The organism is Melaminivora sp. (assembly GCF_032059615.1).
GTDB lineage: Bacteria > Pseudomonadota > Gammaproteobacteria > Burkholderiales > Burkholderiaceae_C > Melaminivora.
In genome coordinates this window covers 1-16,830 of record NZ_DAMCAM010000062.1, presented here as the reverse complement: position 1 = coordinate 16,830, position 16,830 = coordinate 1, and the positions used below count along the sequence as shown (strand labels likewise).

The 16,830-nt window shown below is 71.6% G+C and carries 11 protein-coding genes and 1 tRNA gene; 6 read left to right on the top strand and 6 right to left on the bottom strand.

Annotation, left to right across the window (positions count from 1 at the left end; genetic code table 11):
* On the bottom strand, positions 1–1,444 hold a 1,444-nt coding region (gene hrpA, locus RT051_RS12340), incomplete at its 3' end, for an ATP-dependent RNA helicase HrpA (protein ID WP_313077179.1).
* Positions 1,445–1,523: 79 nt separating this feature from the next.
* On the opposite strand from hrpA, the gene RT051_RS12335 reads away from it, so the two are divergent.
* Complete coding sequence (locus RT051_RS12335; RefSeq protein WP_313077177.1) at positions 1,524–5,210, top strand: response regulator; 3,687 nt, start codon at positions 1,524–1,526, stop codon at positions 5,208–5,210.
* Positions 5,207–6,199 (top strand): diguanylate cyclase domain-containing protein, encoded by a 993-nt coding sequence (locus tag RT051_RS12330; protein WP_313077176.1) that lies wholly within the window; start codon positions 5,207–5,209, stop codon positions 6,197–6,199. The genes RT051_RS12335 and RT051_RS12330 overlap by 4 nt, the downstream gene beginning before the upstream one ends.
* 7 nt (positions 6,200–6,206) lie before the next feature.
* On the opposite strand, the gene RT051_RS12325 is transcribed toward RT051_RS12330, so the two are convergent.
* The gene (locus RT051_RS12325; protein ID WP_313077175.1) at positions 6,207–7,925 is read right to left on the bottom strand and encodes a long-chain fatty acid--CoA ligase; all 1,719 of its coding nucleotides are present in this window, start codon (positions 7,923–7,925) and stop codon (positions 6,207–6,209) included.
* 235 nt (positions 7,926–8,160) lie between these two features.
* Between RT051_RS12325 and RT051_RS12320 the strand changes: the two genes are divergently transcribed.
* The 3 genes from RT051_RS12320 (at position 8,161) to RT051_RS12310 (ending at position 11,282) form a co-directional block, all read left to right on the top strand.
* Positions 8,161–9,336 (top strand): metallophosphoesterase, encoded by a 1,176-nt coding sequence (locus RT051_RS12320; protein WP_313077181.1) that lies wholly within the window; start codon positions 8,161–8,163, stop codon positions 9,334–9,336.
* 17 nt (positions 9,337–9,353) lie between these two features.
* Positions 9,354–10,565: an MFS transporter gene (locus RT051_RS12315; protein WP_313077174.1), complete on the top strand. Its 1,212-nt coding sequence runs from the start codon at positions 9,354–9,356 to the stop codon at positions 10,563–10,565.
* Positions 10,566–10,673: 108 nt separating this feature from the next.
* The gene (locus RT051_RS12310; protein ID WP_313077173.1) at positions 10,674–11,282 is read left to right on the top strand and encodes a class I SAM-dependent methyltransferase; all 609 of its coding nucleotides are present in this window, start codon (positions 10,674–10,676) and stop codon (positions 11,280–11,282) included.
* 12 nt (positions 11,283–11,294) lie between these two features.
* Here the strand turns inward: RT051_RS12310 and RT051_RS12305 are convergent, their stop codons facing one another.
* Both RT051_RS12305 and RT051_RS12300 read right to left on the bottom strand, forming a co-directional pair.
* Positions 11,295–12,302 (bottom strand): D-2-hydroxyacid dehydrogenase family protein, encoded by a 1,008-nt coding sequence (locus tag RT051_RS12305; protein WP_313077180.1) that lies wholly within the window; start codon positions 12,300–12,302, stop codon positions 11,295–11,297.
* Positions 12,303–12,461: 159 nt separating this feature from the next.
* On the bottom strand, positions 12,462–15,107 hold the full coding sequence (locus RT051_RS12300) for an excinuclease ABC subunit UvrA (RefSeq protein WP_313077172.1): 2,646 nt from the start codon (positions 15,105–15,107) through the stop codon (positions 12,462–12,464).
* Positions 15,108–15,278: 171 nt separating this feature from the next.
* Here RT051_RS12300 and RT051_RS12295 point away from each other — a divergent pair, with 171 nt between their 5' ends.
* The gene (locus tag RT051_RS12295) at positions 15,279–16,400 is read left to right on the top strand and encodes a YihY/virulence factor BrkB family protein (protein WP_313077171.1); all 1,122 of its coding nucleotides are present in this window, start codon (positions 15,279–15,281) and stop codon (positions 16,398–16,400) included.
* Positions 16,401–16,471: 71 nt separating this feature from the next.
* Here the strand turns inward: RT051_RS12295 and RT051_RS12290 are convergent.
* Positions 16,472–16,564: transfer RNA gene (locus tag RT051_RS12290), tRNA-Ser, on the bottom strand.
* 43 nt (positions 16,565–16,607) lie between these two features.
* A partial coding sequence (locus tag RT051_RS12285) for an ACT domain-containing protein (RefSeq protein ID WP_313077170.1) occupies positions 16,608–16,830 on the bottom strand: 223 nt, incomplete at its 5' end.

Below are 16,830 nucleotides of genomic sequence, written 5' to 3'. Positions count from 1 at the left end.
GGGCCTCGAGCGGCCGGTCGCGCACGTCCTGCACCGACAGGGCCGAGGCGACGATCAGCACCTCGGCCAGGGCGCCGCGCGTGCGCGCCTCCAAAATCATGCGGCCCACGCGCGGGTCCAGCGGCAGGCGCGCGAGTTCGCGCCCCATGGCCAGCAGGTTGCCGCGCTCATCGACCGCGCCCAGCTCCTGCAGCAGCTGGTAGCCGTCGGCGATCGCCCGGCCCGAGGGAGCCTGCAGGAAGGGGAAGTTCACCACGTCGCCCAGGCCCAGCGACTTCATGCGCAGGATGACGCCCGCCAGCGACGAGCGCAGGATCTCCGGGTCGGTGAAGGGCTCGCGCTGCAGAAAATCTTCTTCGGCATACAGCCGGATGCAGATGCCGTTGGCCACGCGCCCGCAGCGCCCGGCGCGCTGGTTGGCCGCCGCCTGGCTGATGGGCTCGACCAGCAGCTGCTCCACCTTGCTTCGGAAGGAATAGCGCTTGACCCGCGCCGTGCCTGCATCGATCACGTATCGGATGCCGGGCACGGTGAGCGAGGTCTCGGCCACGTTGGTGGCCAGCACGATGCGCCGGTTGCCATGGCTCTCGAAGATGCGGTCCTGCTCGGCCTGCGACAGGCGCGAGAACAGCGGCAGCACCTCGGCGTGGCGCAGCACGGGCGAGTGCTGCAGGTGGCGGCGCAGGTGGTCGGCGGCCTCGCGGATCTCGCGCTCGCCGGGCAGGAAGACCAGGATGTCCCCGCCGGCCCCACCAGCCCACAGCTCGTCGACGCCGTCGGCAATGGCGTCATGCAGGTCGTAGTCGCGACTGTCCTCCCAGGGCCGCCAGCGCACCTCCACCGGGTAGGTGCGGCCCGAGACCATGATGACCGGCGCCGGCCCGGCGGGCGAGGCGAAATGCTGCGCAAAACGCTCGGCGTCGATGGTGGCCGAGGTGACGATGACCTTCAGGTCGGGCCGCCGCGGCAGGAGCTGCCTGAGGTAGCCCAGCAGGAAGTCGATGTTCAGGCTGCGCTCGTGCGCCTCGTCGATGATGAGCGTGTCGTATTGCTCGAGCAGCGGGTCGCCCTGGGTCTCGGCCAGCAGGATGCCGTCGGTCATCAGCTTGACCGAGGCGCCCTTGTGCAGCGTGTCGGCAAAGCGCACCTTGTAGCCCACCACCTCGCCCGGCGCCGTGCCCAGCTCCTCGGCGATGCGCTTGGCCACCGAGGAGGCGGCGATGCGCCGCGGCTGCGTGTGGCCGATCAGCCGGCCGCGCTCGCCGGGCCGGGCATTCATGCGGCCGCGCCCAAGCGCCAGCGCCATCTTGGGCAGCTGCGTGGTCTTGCCCGAGCCGGTTTCGCCGCAGACGATGACGACCTGGTGCCGGGCGATGGCCTGCATGATCTCGTCGCGGCGCGCGGAGACAGGCAGGGACTCGGGAAAGCGGATGGGTAGCGGCATAGGGGCGGAAATTATCCGCGCGCGGGGCAACGTGCGCTGTCAGCCGGCCACAAGCCCCGCAAACGATAATTGCCGCCCCATGCCCGAGCGCTCCGCTAACGACACCTCCGCCTCCCGCGGCCTGCCCGCCCAGTGGCTGCTGCTGTGGAGCGGCCTGCTGCTGGCGGCCTGCGCGCTGGCCTGGCTGCAGTACAGCGAATACCAGGCCGTGCAGACGCGCGAGCAGGAGCGCCTGAGCGTGCAGGCGCGGGTCATCCACGACAACCTGAGCCGCCAGCTCGCCGGCATCAACAACGCCCTGCTGGGCATGCGCCGCGACCTGCCCATGTGGCGGGCGGACAACAACGACCTGATGAGCGCCAACCGGCGCCTGCGCGCGCTGGTGGACACCATGCCGGGCCTGCGCGTCATGAACATCCTTGACGCCCAGGGCACGGTGATGGCCTCCAACCGGCCGGAGCTGCTGGGCGTGAGCTTTCGCGAGCGCGCCTACTTCCACAAGGGCGTGCGCGAGCCCGACCCGGACACGCTCATCGTGAGCCCGCCCTTCACCAGCGCCCTGGGCACCTGGACCATGACCCTGGCCCGCACCCTGCACGACAGCGACGGCGCCTTTGCCGGAATGGTCACGGCCAGCGTCGATCCGGAGGAGTTCGAGACCCTGCTCGACTCGGTGCGCTACAGCGCCGACATGTGGACCGCGCTGGTCCACGGCAGCGGCCGGCTGTTCCTGATCGTGCCCGAGCAGCCGGCGGCCGTCGGCAAGAACCTGGCTCTGCCCGGCACTCTGTTCACCCGCCATCGCGAAGGCGGCCAGGCCACCAGCATCATGGCCGGCACCGTCTACGCCACGGGCCAGGAGCGCCTGTTGGCGCAGCACACGGTCTCGCCCGAGCGGCTGCGCCTGGACCAGCCGCTGGTGGTCTGGGCCTCGCGCGACCTGCGTGCCGTGCACGCGCTGTGGCGCGAGCGCACCCTCAACCTGGCGCTGCTGTTCGCCCTGCTGGGTTCCATCTCGGTGTCCGGCCTGTGGGCCCTGCAGCGGCGCCAGCGCCAGGCCCAGTCGCAGGCGGCCGAGGCCGAGGCGGCCCTGCGCGCGCAGCGCGAGCGCCTGGAGCGCATCGCCGAGAACGTGCCCGGCATGCTCTACCAGTACCTGCTGCGCGCCGACGGCAGCAGCGCCTTCGTCTATAGCTCCCCGGGCATCGACGCCATCTACGGCCTGCAGCCCGCGGAAGTGCGGGACGATGCCAGTCCCATCTTCAGAACCCTGCACCCACAGGACCTGGAACGGGTGCGCGCGAGCATCGAGGCCTCGGCGCGCCAGCTGAGCGTGTGGCATGACGAATACCGCGTGCGGCACCCGCGCCTGGGTTTGCGCTGGCTCTCGGGGATGGCGCAGCCGCAGGCGCTTGAAGGCGGGGCCATCCTGTGGCATGGCTACATCCGCGACATCACCGAAGCCAAGGGCCAGCAACTGGCGCTGAGCCAAGCCAAGGAGGCGGCCGACGCGGCCAACCAAGCCAAGAGCGCCTTCGTGGCCAACATGAGCCACGAGATCCGCACGCCCATGAATGCCGTGCTGGGCATGCTGCAGCTGCTGGAGCAGACGGCGCTGGCGCCCCAGCAGCAGGACTACGTCCTCAAGGCCCAGGGCGCCGCGCGCTCGCTGCTGACGCTGCTGGGCGACATCCTCGACTTCTCCAAGATCGAGGCCGGCAAGATGGTGCTGGAGCAGCGCCCCTTTGCGCTCGATGAGCTGCTGCGCAACCTGTCGGTCATGCTGGCCACGTCGCTGGGTGCGAAGCCGGTGGAGGTGCTGTTCGAGATCGCGCCCGACACCCCGCGCCACCTGGTGGGCGATGCCCTGCGCCTGCAGCAGGTGCTGCTCAACCTGGGCAGCAACGCCATCAAGTTCACCCCGGCCGGCGAAGTGGCGCTCAGCCTGCGGCCGCTGCGCCTGGGGCCCGCGCAGGTGCGCATCGAGTTTGCCGTGCGCGACACCGGCATCGGCATCGCGCCCGAGCGCCTGGAGGCCATCTTCGACAGCTTCACCCAGGCCGAGAACAGCACCACGCGCAAGTACGGCGGCTCGGGCCTGGGCTTGGCCATCAGCCAGAAGCTGGTGCGGCTGATGGGCGGCAACATCCAGGTGCAGAGCGCCCCCGGCCAGGGCAGCCGCTTCGCCTTCGCCGTGGACTTCACGCTCGACGAGCAGCGCACGGCGCACGCCAGCGACATCGTGCACGCGGACGGACCCGCCCGGCTGCCGGGCCTGCGCCTGCTGATCGCCGATGGCAATGCCAGCACCTGCCGCGCCCTGGTGGACATGGCCACCGCCTTCGGCTGGCGCTGCGACTGCGCGCAAGACAGCAGCCAGGCCCTGGCGTTGCTGCAGCAGGCCGTGGCCGTGGGCGACCCCTTCGACGTGGTCTGCGTGGACTGCAGGCTGCCCGGCGCCAATGGCTGGGAGACGGTGCTGCGCATGCACGCGCAGCACGGCGGACGACCGCCGGCCATCTTCATGACCACCATCCACGGACAGGAAACGCTGCTGGCGCGGCAGGCCACCGCCGCCAGCCCGCAGACGCTGGTGCACCTGATCAAGCCGGTCACTCCTTCGGCGCTGTTCGACGCCGTGGCTCAGGCCACGGGTGGCGCTTCGGTGCTGCATACGGGCAGCAGCGCCGCGGGGACGGACCAGCCCCTGGCCGGTCTGCACCTGCTGCTGGTGGAGGACAACCCCCTGAACCAGCAGGTCGCGCGCGAGCTGCTGGGCCAGGCCGGGGCCCGGGTGAGCATGGCCGACAACGGCCGCGAGGGCGTCGAGCGCGTGTCAGCCGCCCTGGCGGCGCGCGAGCCGCTCGACGGCGTCCTGATGGATATCCAGATGCCGGTCATGGACGGCTACGAGGCCACGCGCCAAGTGCGCGCCCATCTGAGCCGCGAACTGCCCATCATCGCCATGACCGCCAATGCCCTGCCCGCCGACCGCGCCGCCTGCCTGGCCGCGGGCATGGACGACCACATTGCCAAGCCGGTGGACCGCGCGGAGCTGATCGCCACTGTGCTGCGCCACTGCGCCGCCCCGGGCAGCAGCCCTGCCCGCGGCGGCGACACCCGGGACGCCGGCGCCGCCGCCCCCGCCCCCCTGGCGCCCCCCCCTGCCCCGGCCGGCCTGCCCGAAAACTTCGACCTGGCCGCCGCGCTGCAGCGCCTGGGCAACAACCGCGCCCTGTACCAGCGCCTGGTGCAGGACTTCGCCCGCGAGCAGCACGGCAGCGTGGCCCAGGCACGCCAATGGCTGGCCGACGGCGACCGCGCCGCTGCCCAACGCGGCCTGCATACGCTCAAGGGCCTGGCAGCCACCCTGGGCGCCTCGGCGCTTGCGCGCCAGAGCGCCGAGGCCGAGGCCCTGCTCAAGCGGGGTGCCCCTGAGGAGGAGCTGGAGCGGCCCCTGGTCGCGCTGCAGGGCCTGCTCGAATCCGCCATCGCCGCCCTGCAGCAGGCCGGCCGCGCGATGGCTGCAGCCGACGCCCCCGCGTCAGCGCCGCCCCCTCCCCCCGCCAGCCACGCCGCGCTGCGCAGCCAGCTGCTGCAGCTCGATGCCCTGCTGGCCGAAAACAACCTGCGCGCCCTGGAGCTGGCCGACCGGCTGGAGCCCGCGGGCGATGAGCAACTGGCACAGCTGCAGCAATGCGTGCAGCAGCTGGACTTCGCCCAGGCCCGTGCGGCGCTGGCCGCCTGGATCTCCCGACTGCCATGACGACCCTGCACCCTTCCCTTCCCGCACCTGCCGCCGACGCGCAGGCCAGGCCGCGCCTGCTCGTGGTGGACGACCAGCCCATCAACATCCAGACGCTCTACCAGATTTTCCAGCCCGACCACGAGGTCTTCATGGCCACCAGCGGCGCCCAGGCGCTGGAGTTCTGCCAGCGCCACCGCCTGCCCGACCTGATCCTGCTGGACATCGTCATGCCCGGCATGGACGGGCTGGAGGTCTGCCGCCGCCTGAAGGAAGACCCGCTCACGGCCGACGTGCCGGTCATCTTCGTCACCGGCCTGAGCCGACCCGAAGAGGAGACGGTGGCGCTGGAGGTGGGCGCGGTGGACTTCATCTCCAAGCCCGTCAACCCGGCCGTGGTGCGCGCGCGCGTGCGCACCCACCTCACCCTGAAGGCCCAGAGCGACCGCCTGCGTGAACTGGCTTTCCTGGACGGACTGACCGGCATTGCCAACCGGCGTCGTTTCGACGAGGCGCTGGACATCGAATGGCGCAACGCCATCCGCTGCGGCGAGCCGCTGGCGCTGCTGCTGATCGATATCGACCACTTCAAGCGCTACAACGACCATTACGGCCACCAGGCAGGCGATGGCTGCCTGCAGGCGGTGGCGGCCGCCATCTCGCGCCATGCCGCGCGCCCGCACGACCTCGCGGCCCGCTACGGCGGCGAGGAGTTCGCCTGCCTGCTGGCCGGCAGCACGCTGGCCGGCGCCCAGGCCAAGGCCCGGGCCATCGGCCTGGAGGTCGAACGGCTGCAGCTGCCGCACGCCGACTCGCCGGTCGCGGCGCACATGACGGTGAGCGTGGGCGTGGCGGTCAGCCTGCCGGCGCCGGACGGCGCGGCGCACCAGCTGGTCGCGCAGGCCGACGCCGCGCTCTACCAGGCCAAGGCCGCCGGGCGCAACCGCCACGCCAGCGCCCCGACCCCTGCCCGCTACGAAGCGTGGCTGCAGGCACAGGCGCGCGGCTGAGGCCCCGTCATGCCACGGCGGCCCGGGCGCCGTCCTCCTGCTCCTGCAGCAGCCGCCACATGACCTTGCCGCTGCCGCTCTTGGGCAGCTGCTGCACGAAGGCCACCGTGCGCGGGGTCTTGTAGGCGGCCATGTTCTCGCGGCACCAGGCAAGGATGTCCTGCTCGCTGGTGTGCTCGTGCCCGGCGCGCAGCACCACCACGGCCTTGACCGATTCGCCGCGGTAGGCGTCCTGCGTGCCGATCACGCAGGCCTCCTGCACCGCGGGGTGGCGGAACATCAGCGCCTCCACCTCGGCCGGCCAGACCTTGAAGCCGCTGGCGTTGATCATGCGCTTCAAGCGGTCGGTGATGAAGAAGTAGCCGTCCTCGTCCACCCGCCCCAGGTCGCCGGTGCGAAAGAACCGCTTGCCGTCCAGCTCGAAGAAGGCCTGGGCGGTGGCATCCGGGCGCTGCCAGTAGCCCTCGAACACTTCGGGGCCGTGCACCACGATCTCGCCCTGCTCGCCCCGGGGCAGCTCCTGCAGGGTGTGCGGATCGACGATGCGCGCGTCGGTGCCCATGAAGGGAATGCCCAGGCACTGCTGCTTGGGGTGGTCGGGCGGGTTGCTGTGCGAGGGCGCGGCCGTCTCGGTCAGGCCGTAGCCCTCGCAAAAGCGCAGGCCGTACAGCTCCAGCAGGCGCTGCGCCACCGCCTGGGGCATGGCCGCGCCGCCACCGCCGATGTACTTCAGGCTGGACAGGTCGAACGAGGCGAAGTTCGGGCTCGCCAGCAGGTCGATGACCATGGTCGGGATATTGGTCCAGGTGGTCACCTGGCAGTGCGAGATCAGGCGGCCAGCCAGCTCGCGGTCCCAGCGCGGCATCAGCACCAGCGTGGCACCCAGGTAGATGGCGCTGTGCAGCACCGAGACCATGCCGGTGATGTGGAACATGGGCACGACGGCCAGCACCACGTTCTCGCTGCTGCCGTTGCCCCACAGCGCGCTGGCCACGGCGTTGTGGTTGATGCTGCGGTGCAGGTGCATGCAGCCCTTGGGCTGGCCGGTGGTGCCGCTGGTGTAGGGCAGCACCGCCAGGTCGTCCGCGCCCACCACGTGCGGCGGCGGCGCGTCCGGGCACTGAAGCGCCTCGGACCAGGCGTGCACGCTGCCGCCGTCGAGCTGCGCGGGCGCGTGCTCGCCCAGTAGCCAGGGCCGCCAGGCCTCGGGCAACGCGCCCGGGCCCTGCGCGACGGCATCGAAGGCGTCGGTAAAGCGGCTGACCAGCAGGTGCTGCAGGCGCTCGCCCTCGGGCAGGGCGTTGCTGGCCTGCGCCAGCTGCGCGGCCAGGTCGGCGGTGGTGATGGCCACGCGCGCGCCCGAGTCCTGGATGTAGTGCCTGAGCTCCTCGGCCAGGTTCATGGGGTTGACGGGCACGACCACCGCGTTGGCGCGCAGGATGGCGTAGTGCGCCAGCACCAGCTGCGGCGTGTTCTGCGCCAGCAACAACACCCTGTCGCCGCGGCGCACGCCCACGCCGTGCAGCCAGGCGGCCAGGCGCTCGCTGGCGGCGCACAGCTCGCCATAGGTGGTCGTGCGGCCCAGGAACACCAGCGCCGCCTTGTCCGGGTAGCGGCGGGCGTTCACGGCCAGGTTGTCCCACACGCTGGTGGCCGGGATGGTGATGGCGTGCGGCAGGCGCCGGGGCCAGAAGGCGTGGTGGGGGGCGGTCTCGGGCAGGGGCATGGTGTGGCGATCCTTCAAGGTGAAGGCGAGCGTTGCGGGCAGGGCTTTGAAGCCTAGGACGCCGGCCCGGCCGCCGTCATGGGGTTGGCCCGCACAGCGCGTCGCCCAGGTGACGCGCGCCGCGCCCGCGGGCACGGGTATCCTTGCCGGTCTGCCCCGGCCATGCGCCGGCGCCCGCGCACTGTCCTCCCCGTCCTTCGCCCTTCCTTTCCCCCCTCCCGCTCCCGCCTTGTCCATGCTCCAGCGTGCCGTCCTGTTCGTCGTTCTGTTCAGCGTCTGGCTGTGGGCTCCGGTGCAGGGGCTGCCGGCCTGGCAGCGCGCGATTGCCGTGGTGCTGACGGCGCTGGCCGGCTGCGCGCCCATGCTGCTGCTGCAGGCACTGCAGTCCGGGCAGCTGGACTACGCCACCATCGCGCGGCTGCAGGTGCCCGCCGGCTGGGTGCTGGCCACGCTCTGCCTGATGCTGCCGCTGGTGGCACTGCGCGACCTGCTCTGGCTCGCCCTGCGCTGGACGGCGCCGGCCGCTGCCGCCGGGTTGCACGGCGCGGCGGCGACGCCGCTGGCCCTGTTGCTGGCCGCCCTGGTGACGGCCTTTGGCGTCTGGCAGGCGCTGCAGCCGCCGCGCGTGCGCGAGCAGCCCGTCGAGCTGGCCCGCCTGCCCGCGGCACTGGACGGCCTGCGCGTGGCGGTGCTGGCTGACCTGCATGCCACGCCGGTCAACGATGCGCGCTTCATGCAGACCGTGGTGCAGCGCACGCTGGCCGCGCAACCCGACCTCATCGTGCTGCCGGGCGACCTGGTCGATGGCGACCTGGCCACCACCGGGCCGCACGTGGCGCCGCTGGCCGGCCTGCAGGCGCCGCTGGGCGTGTGGGTGGCGCCGGGCAACCACGAGTACTACAGCGGCTACGACGCCTGGATGGCGCACTTTCGCCAGCTGGGCCTGCAGGTGCTGGAAAACCGCACCCAGCTGCTGCAGGTGGGCGACGCCCGGCTGGCGCTGTCGGGCATCGGCGACCCGGCCCATGGTCAGATGGCGCGCCGCGGCGCCAACCCGGCGCGCCCCGAGGGCATCGCCCCCGACGTGGCCGCCGTCGCCGGGCAGGCGCGCGCCGCGCAGGCCGACGTGCACCTGCTGCTGGCGCACCAGCCGCGCCTGGCGCGCGAGAACGCCGGGCACGGCATCGACCTGCAGATCTCGGGCCACACGCATGGCGGGCAGATCCTGGGCATGGACCGCTGGCTGACCGCGCGCTTCAACGACGGCTTCGTGCGCGGGCTCTACGAGGTGGGCGCCATGCGCCTGTTCGTCTCCAATGGCGCCGGCCTGTGGGCCGGCTTTGCCGTGCGCCTGGGCGTGCCGCCGCACATCGACCTGCTGGTGCTGCGCCGCCCCGCCAGCGCGCCCTGACCCTTTCCTGCCTGGCCATGGCCTCTCCCGCCACCCCCTCGCGCGCCCTGGAGCGCCGCAACCTCTCGCTGCTGGTGGCCGCGCAGTCGCTGGGCGGGGCGTCGCCGCCCATCATCATCTCGCTGGGCGGGCTGGTCGGGCAGATGCTCTCGTCCACACCCACGGCCGCCACGCTACCGGTGAGCCTGTACCAGCTGGGCCTGGCGCTGTCCACGCTGCCGGCGGCCTGGCTGATGCACCACGCCGGGCGGCGCACGGCCTATCTGCTGGGCGCCCTGCTGGGCGTGCTGTCGGGACTGGTCGCGGCCTGGGGCATCTCGCGCTCGGACTTCGTGCTGTTTTGCCTGGGCACGACGCTGGCCGGCTTCTACGGCGCCTGCGTGCAGAGCTACCGCTTTGCCGCAACCGACGCCGTAGGCGAGGCCGCGCGCCACGGCAGCGCCATCTCGCGCGTCATGGTGGGCGGGCTGATTGCCGCGGTGATCGGCCCGCAGGTGGTCATCTGGACACGCGACGCGCTGCCGGCCACGCCCTTTGCCGGCAGCTTCTACAGCCAGGCTGCCCTGGCCCTGCTGGCCCTGCCGCTGCTCGCGCTGCTGCGCCTGCCGCCCGCGCCGCCACGCACGCACGGCAGCGGTGCGCGGCCCCTGGCCGAGATCGCGCGCACGCCGCAGTTCATGGTGGCCGCGCTGGCCGGCGTGGTCAGCTACGGGCTGATGGCCTTTCTGATGACCGCCGCCCCCATGGCCATGGTCGGGCACGGGCACGGCGTGGGCGAGGCGGCCCTGAGCATCCAGTGGCACGTGCTGGCGATGTTCGCGCCCAGCTTCTTCACCGGGGGCCTGATCGCGCGCTTTGGCAAGCGCAGCATCACGGCGCTGGGTCTGGCGCTGATCGCCGCCTCGGGCGCGCTGGCGCTGGCTGGCATGGGTCTGGTGGAGTTCTGGGGCGCGCTCATCCTGCTGGGCGTGGGCTGGAATTTCGGCTTCATCGGCGCCACCGCCCTGCTCACCGAGTGCTACCGGCCACCCGAGCGGGCCAAGGTGCAGGCACTCAACGACTTCCTGGTCTTCGGCACGGTGGCGGTGGCGTCATTTGGCTCGGGGCAGCTGCTGCACACGGTGGGCTGGAGCGCCATCAACGCCGGCATGCTGCCTCTGGTGGCGCTGGTGCTGGCGCTGCTGGCCTGGAGCGCGCTGCGTGCGCGCCGCGCGCAAACGGCCGGCTGAAGCCAGAAATTTTCATAGCTGAGAGTCGGCGCCGGTATTGGGCCAGAGCCAGAAAAGACCCACAACCCGGCGCCGGACCCAGAACCTCTTCCAAGGAGCATTTCGTTCATGCAATCCGCCAGCGAACACTGGTTCGACGAGGCCTACTACCAGCGCTACTACCTGGACAAGAAGACCAGCGTGGCCGATCCGCAGCACCTGGCGCGGTTGGCCGCCTTCGTCTGCAGCTACCTGCACTACCTGCGCCTGCCGGTGCAGCGCGTGCTGGACGTGGGGTGCGGCATCGGCCTGTGGCAGCCGCTCGTGGCCCAGCACCTGCCGGGCGCGCGCTACCACGGCGTGGAGCTGAGCGGCTACCTGTGCGAGCGCTATGGCTGGCAGCAGGGCTCGGTGGTCGATTACGCGAGCAGCGAGCCCTTCGACTTCGTCATCTGCCAGGGCGTGCTGCCCTACCTGGCGCCGCCCGAGCTCAAGCAGGCGCTGGCCAACCTGGCGCGCCTGTGCCGCGGCGCGCTGTACCTGGAGGCGGTGACGCGCGAGGACTACGAGGCCGGCACCATCGACGAGGAGCTGACAGACCCGCGCCTGCACCGCCACCGCGCCCGGCTCTACCGCCAGGAGCTGGACCGGCATTTCATCAACCTGGGTGGCGGCCTGTGGCTGAGCCGGCGCGCCCAGGTGCCGCTGTTCGCCCTGGAGGCGCTGGACGACGACTGACCGGCGACCCCGTCAGCGCCGCACCTGCAGCGCGCCCGGATTGATGATGTTGGTGGGCGTGCCGCGCAGGAAATTCACCACGTTGTCGAAGGCCGCACCGAAATACAGCTCGTAGCTGTCCTGCTCGACGTAGCCGATGTGCGGCGTGCACACGCAATTCTCCAGCCGCAGCAGGGCATGGCCCTGCAGGATGGGTTCGCTCTCGAACACATCCACCGCCGCCATGCCCGGGCGGCCCCGGTTGAGCGCGGCGATCAGCGCGTCGGGGGCCAGCAGCTCGGCGCGCGAGGTGTTCACGAACAGCGCCGTGGGCTTCATGGTGGACAGGTCCTCCAGCGTGATCAGGCCGCGCAGCTCGTCGGTCAGGCGCAGGTGCACCGAGAGCACGTCGCACTCGGCGAAGAACTCGCTGCGCGTGCGCGCCGTCTGCAGGCCGTCGGCCAGGGCCCGGGCACGCGAGGCCTCGCTGCCCCACACGCGCACGTTCATGCCGAAGGCGCGGCCGTAGCCGGCGACAATCTGGCCGATGCGGCCATAGCCCCAGATGCCCAGCGTCTTGCCGCGCAGCACCATGCCAATGCCGAAGTTGGGCGGCATGGACGCCGCGCGCAGCCCCGACTGCTGCCAGGCGCCATGCTTCAGGTTGGCGATGTACTGCGGCAGGCGGCGCATGGCGGCCATGATGAGCGCCCAGGTCAGCTCGGCCGGCGCCACGGGCGAGCTCACCCCTTCGGCCACGGCAATCCCGCGCTCGGTGCAGGCCGGCACGTCCACGTGGCTGCCCACGCGCCCGGTCTGGGCGATGAGCTTCAGGCGCGGCAGCTTGTCCACCAACTGGCGCGTGATCTGCGTGCGGTCGCGGATCAGCACGATGACGTCGGCGTCGCGCAGGCGCACCGACAGCTGGCCCAGGCCCTTGACGTTGTTGGTATAGACCTTGGCCGAGTAACCATCGAGCCGCGTGGCGCAGTGCAGCTTGCGCACCGCGTCCTGATAGTCGTCGAGGATGACGATGTTCATCGTGTTCACAAACCTTCTTCTTGCGGCCGCCAGGCGGCGTGCCGGCACGTTGCCAGCGTGCTTGCTGGCAAAGGGTGATTGTCAGGGATGCCACGCGCCTGCAGGCCCGCGCGGGCAGGCTTCACACTTGGTTGCTTCCCGCCGGCGCGATCGGGCGTGTCAAGGCGCGGCCAGGGCTTGCGCCAGGTAGGGCGCGGTGCGGCTGCCCAAGGCCTCGGCCACCTGGGCCGGCGTGCCCTCGGCCACGATGCGCCCGCCCGCGTCCCCGGGGCCCGGCCCCATGTCGATGACCCAGTCGCTGGCCGCCACCACACGCATGTCGTGCTCGACCAGCACCACCGTGTTGCCGGCGGCCACCAGGCCGTCCAGCTGGACCAGCAGCCGGTCCACGTCGGCCGGGTGCAGGCCGGTGGTGGGCTCGTCCAGCACATAGAGCGTGCCGCCGCGCTGCGGGCGCTGCAGCTCGGTGGCCAGCTTGATGCGCTGGGCCTCGCCGCCGCTCAGCTGCGTGGCCGGCTGACCCAGGCGCAGGTAGCCCAGGCCAATGGCCTGCAGCACCGCCAGCGGGCGCAGCACCTGCGCTTGACCGGCGAAGACCTCGCAGGCGGCGTCCACCGTGAGATGCAGCACGTCGGCGATCGACAGGCCGTGCCACAGCACCTGCAGCGTGTCCGCGCTGTAGCGCGCGCCGTGGCAGGCCGGACAGGGCGCATACACGCTGGGCATGAACAGCAGCTCCACGCTCACGCTGCCCTCCCCTTCGCAGACCTCGCAGCGCCCCTTGGGCACGTTGAACGAGAACTGCCCCGCGTCGTAGCCGCGCTCGCGCGCGACGGGCGTGGCGGCGAACAGCTTGCGCACTGCATCGAACAGGCCGGTGTAGGTGGCCAGGTTGGAGCGCGGCGTGCGCCCGATGGGTTTTTGGTCGATGGGCACCAAGCGGCGCACATGGGCGGCGCCGGCGGCGATGCGCCCGGCCGCGCGGGGCGGGACGGCGGCGGGCGGCGGCGCACCGTCCGCGCCGGCGTCACCGGCTGCGTCATCGTCCGGCGCGTCCAGCGGGTGGCCGAGATGGCCGGCCACCAGCTCCAGCAGCGCCTGGCTGACCAGGCTGGACTTGCCCGAGCCGGACACGCCCGTGACCGCGTTCATGCAGCCCAGCGCAAAGGCGGCGTCCAGCCCCTGCAGGTTGTTGCGCACGATGCCCTCCAGCCGCAGCCAGTGCCGGGGCTGGCGTGGCTCCCGATGCCAGCCGGTGCCGGGCGCCGCGCCGGGCAGCAGGTAGCGCCGCGTGACCGAGCGCTCCACGGCCGCCAGTCCCTGCGGCGGGCCGCTGTAGAGCACCTCGCCGCCCTGTTCGCCCGCGCCCGGGCCCACGTCCACCAGCCAGTCAGCGCGGCGCATGGTGGCCACGTCATGCTCCACCACGAACAATGAATTGCCGGCCACCTTCAGGCCCTGCAGCGCGGCCAGCAGCGCCTCGCCATCGGCGGGGTGCAGGCCGGCCGATGGCTCATCGAGCACATACACCACGCCGAACAGGTGCGAGGCCAGCTGCCTGGCCAGGCGCAGGCGCTGCAGCTCGCCCGGGGACAGCGTGGGCGTGCTGCGGTCCAGCGACAGGTAACCCAGCCCCAGGTCCACCAGCGCCGCCACGCGCCGGTGCAGCTCCCCCGCCAGGCGCTGCGCGGCGAGCACTTTCTCCTCCGACAGCCAGGCGGTGCGGTGCACGTCGGGCGCCGCGGCGTGGTGGGTGCTGCCCGGGGCACGCCGCTGCCCGGGCGCGTCAGGCGCGTCCAGGCCCTCGCCCTCACCCTCACCCAGCCGGCCCTCGGCGGCGGGCCGCAGCAGCTCGGCCAGCGCGGCGAGCGACAGCCGCGACAGGCTGACGATGTCGTGCCCGGCGAACGTCACCGTCAGCGCCTCGGGCTTGAGCCGCTTGCCATGGCACACGGGGCATGTCGTGGCGACGAGATATTGCGCGACGCGCTTTCTCATCAGGGCGCTCGGGCTGTGGGCGAAGGTGTGCAGCACGTGGCGCCGCGCGCTGCTGAAGGTGCCCATATAGCCCGGCGGCTGCTTGCGCCGCAGGGCCTGTTGTACCTGCTGCGTGTCCAGGCCCGGATACACCGGCACCGTGGGCTGCTCGTCGGTGAACAGGATCCAGTCGCGCAGTGCCTGGGGCAGCTCGCGCCAGGGCCGGTCCACGTCGTGGCCCAGCGTGGTCAGGATGTCGCGCAGGTTCTGCCCCTGCCAGGCGCCGGGCCAGGCCGCCACGGCGCGCTGGCGGATGGTCAGCGTGGCGTCGGGCACCATGGACGCCTCCGTCACCTCATAGGTGCGGCCCTGGCCCTGGCAGTGCGGGCAGGCGCCTTGGGGCGTGTACGGGGAAAAATCCTCCGCGTACAGCATGGACTGGTGCTCCGGGTAGCGCCCGGCACGCGAATACAGCATGCGCAGCGGCGTGGACAGCGCCGCGACGCTGGCCACCGACGAGCGCGCGCCCGGCGCGCCGCGCTGCTGCTGCAGGGCCACCGCGGGTGGCAGGCCCTCGATGCTGTCCACCTGCGGCGCGCCGACCTGTGCGATCAGGCGGCGGGCATAGGGCGCGATCGACTCCAGGTAGCGCCGCTGCGCCTCGCCAAAGAGCGTGCCGAAGGCCAGCGACGACTTGCCCGAGCCGGAGACGCCGGTGAACACCACCAGCGCGTTGCGCGGGATGTCCACGTCCACGTCCTTGAGGTTGTGCTCGCGCGCGCCGCGCACGCGGACCATGGCGTCGGGGTCAGGGGAAGCTGGGTGCATGGCGGGTATCGAAGCTGAGGTTGGCGGCCAGATTACCAGCGCGTGCGGCGGCGGCCGGGCAAAGCATTCGTTTTCCTACGCCGGCTCAGCCAGCGGCCCTACGGGGCCGCGGCGGACCTGGCGCCATCGTCGGCACAGGCCGCGCCGGGACGGCTGCATCGCGTACACCCCATGAACTTCAAACACATTTTCGAGCTGGGCAAGAAGGCCGTCAGCGCCTGGGTGGACGATTTCGCGCCCAGCATGGGCGCGGCCATCTCCTACTACACGGTCTTTTCGCTGGCACCGCTGCTGGTGATCGTGATCGCCATCGCGGGCGCCCTCTTCGGGCGCGATGCGGTGATGGGCCAGATCACCGCCCAGCTCACCGGCCTGATCGGGCGCGACGGCGCGAGCCTGGTGCAGGGGCTGGTGGCCAGCGCCAGCGACACCGACCGCGGCCTGGTGGCGGGCTCCATCAGCGTGGTCGTGTTGCTGGCGGGCGCCACCACGGTGTTCGCCGAACTGCAAAGCGCGCTCGACCGCATCTGGCACGTGCCCGAGCGCGAGAAGCCCCAGGGGCTGTGGGCCGTGCTGCGCGCACGCCTGCTCTCGTTCGGCCTCATCCTGGGCCTGGCCTTCATGTTGATGGTGTCCCTGGTCATGGGCGCCGCCACCACGGCACTGGGCAGCTGGGTCGGCGGCCTGCTGCCGGCCTCCGAGGTGCTGCTGCACGTGGTCAATGTGGCGATCTCGCTGGCCCTGGACACGGCGCTGTTCGCGATGATCTTCAAGCTGATGCCCAGCACGCCCGTGGCCTGGCGCGACGTGCGCACCGGCGCGGTGGTGACGGCGGTGCTGTTCGAGGCCGGCAAGGTGCTCATCGGCCTGTACATCGGCAAGAGCGGCATCACTGAGTCCTTCCAGGCGGCGGGCTCGCTGGTGGTGCTGCTGGCGTGGGTCTACTACGCGGCGCAAATCTTCCTGCTGGGCGCCGAGTTCACCAAGGTCTATGCGGACGAACGTGGCTCGACCTCGGGTACCCGGGCCACGGATGCCACGCGCAAGACAGCCGATGCCGGCAGGCCGCAGGAGGCAGACTCGCGGCCTGCCCTGCCCGACGAACCGGCCCCGGCCACGCCGCTGCAAGGGCTTCATGCCGCACAGGCCATGACCGGCCAGCAGGCCCGCACGGCAGTGGCGCGGGTGGCTTACGAGCTGGTTGCGATTGCCGGGCTCCACCTGGCGGCCAGGCTCCTGGCGCGGCGGCGCAAGGCGGCGTTCGAGCGGGTGCATGATCTCTCGAAGCGTTGACCCGGGAGGGCGGCGAGGCCGCCCGGGCAAAGAAAAAGCCTGAGTGAACGGGTTCACTCAGGCTTTCATCTTGGCGGAGACGAAGGGATTCGAACCCTTGATGAGGCTCTACACCCCATACTCCCTTAGCAGGGGAGCACCTTCGGCCACTCGGTCACGTCTCCAATCCGGCGATTATGCCCCATTTTCAGGGGTGCAAAACGAAACTCAGGCGGACGGCTGGTCCAGGCCGAAGGCCTTGTGCAGCGCGCGCACGGCGAGCTCCACGTACTTGTCGTCGATGACCACCGAGGTCTTGATCTCGGAGGTGGAGATCATCTTGATGTTGATGTTCTCCTCGGCCAGCGCGCGGAACATGGTGCTGGCCACGCCCGCGTGGCTGCGCATGCCGATGCCGACGATGCTGACCTTGGCGATCTTGTCGTCGCCC

Excerpts from the sequence above, each read along its gene's own strand:
- RT051_RS12325 (WP_313077175.1), bottom strand. The coding sequence starts at position 7,925 with ATGCCCCTGCCCGAGACCGCCCCCCACCACGCCTTCTGGCCCCGGCGC.
- RT051_RS12300 (WP_313077172.1), bottom strand. The coding sequence starts at position 15,107 with ATGCACCCAGCTTCCCCTGACCCCGACGCCATGGTCCGCGTGCGCGGC.
- RT051_RS12315 (WP_313077174.1), top strand. The coding sequence starts at position 9,354 with ATGGCCTCTCCCGCCACCCCCTCGCGCGCCCTGGAGCGCCGCAACCTC.
- RT051_RS12335 (WP_313077177.1), top strand. The coding sequence starts at position 1,524 with ATGCCCGAGCGCTCCGCTAACGACACCTCCGCCTCCCGCGGCCTGCCC.
- RT051_RS12305 (WP_313077180.1), bottom strand. The coding sequence starts at position 12,302 with ATGAACATCGTCATCCTCGACGACTATCAGGACGCGGTGCGCAAGCTG.
- RT051_RS12320 (WP_313077181.1), top strand. The coding sequence starts at position 8,161 with ATGCTCCAGCGTGCCGTCCTGTTCGTCGTTCTGTTCAGCGTCTGGCTG.
- RT051_RS12310 (WP_313077173.1), top strand. The coding sequence starts at position 10,674 with ATGCAATCCGCCAGCGAACACTGGTTCGACGAGGCCTACTACCAGCGC.
- RT051_RS12295 (WP_313077171.1), top strand. The coding sequence starts at position 15,279 with ATGAACTTCAAACACATTTTCGAGCTGGGCAAGAAGGCCGTCAGCGCC.
- RT051_RS12330 (WP_313077176.1), top strand. The coding sequence starts at position 5,207 with ATGACGACCCTGCACCCTTCCCTTCCCGCACCTGCCGCCGACGCGCAG.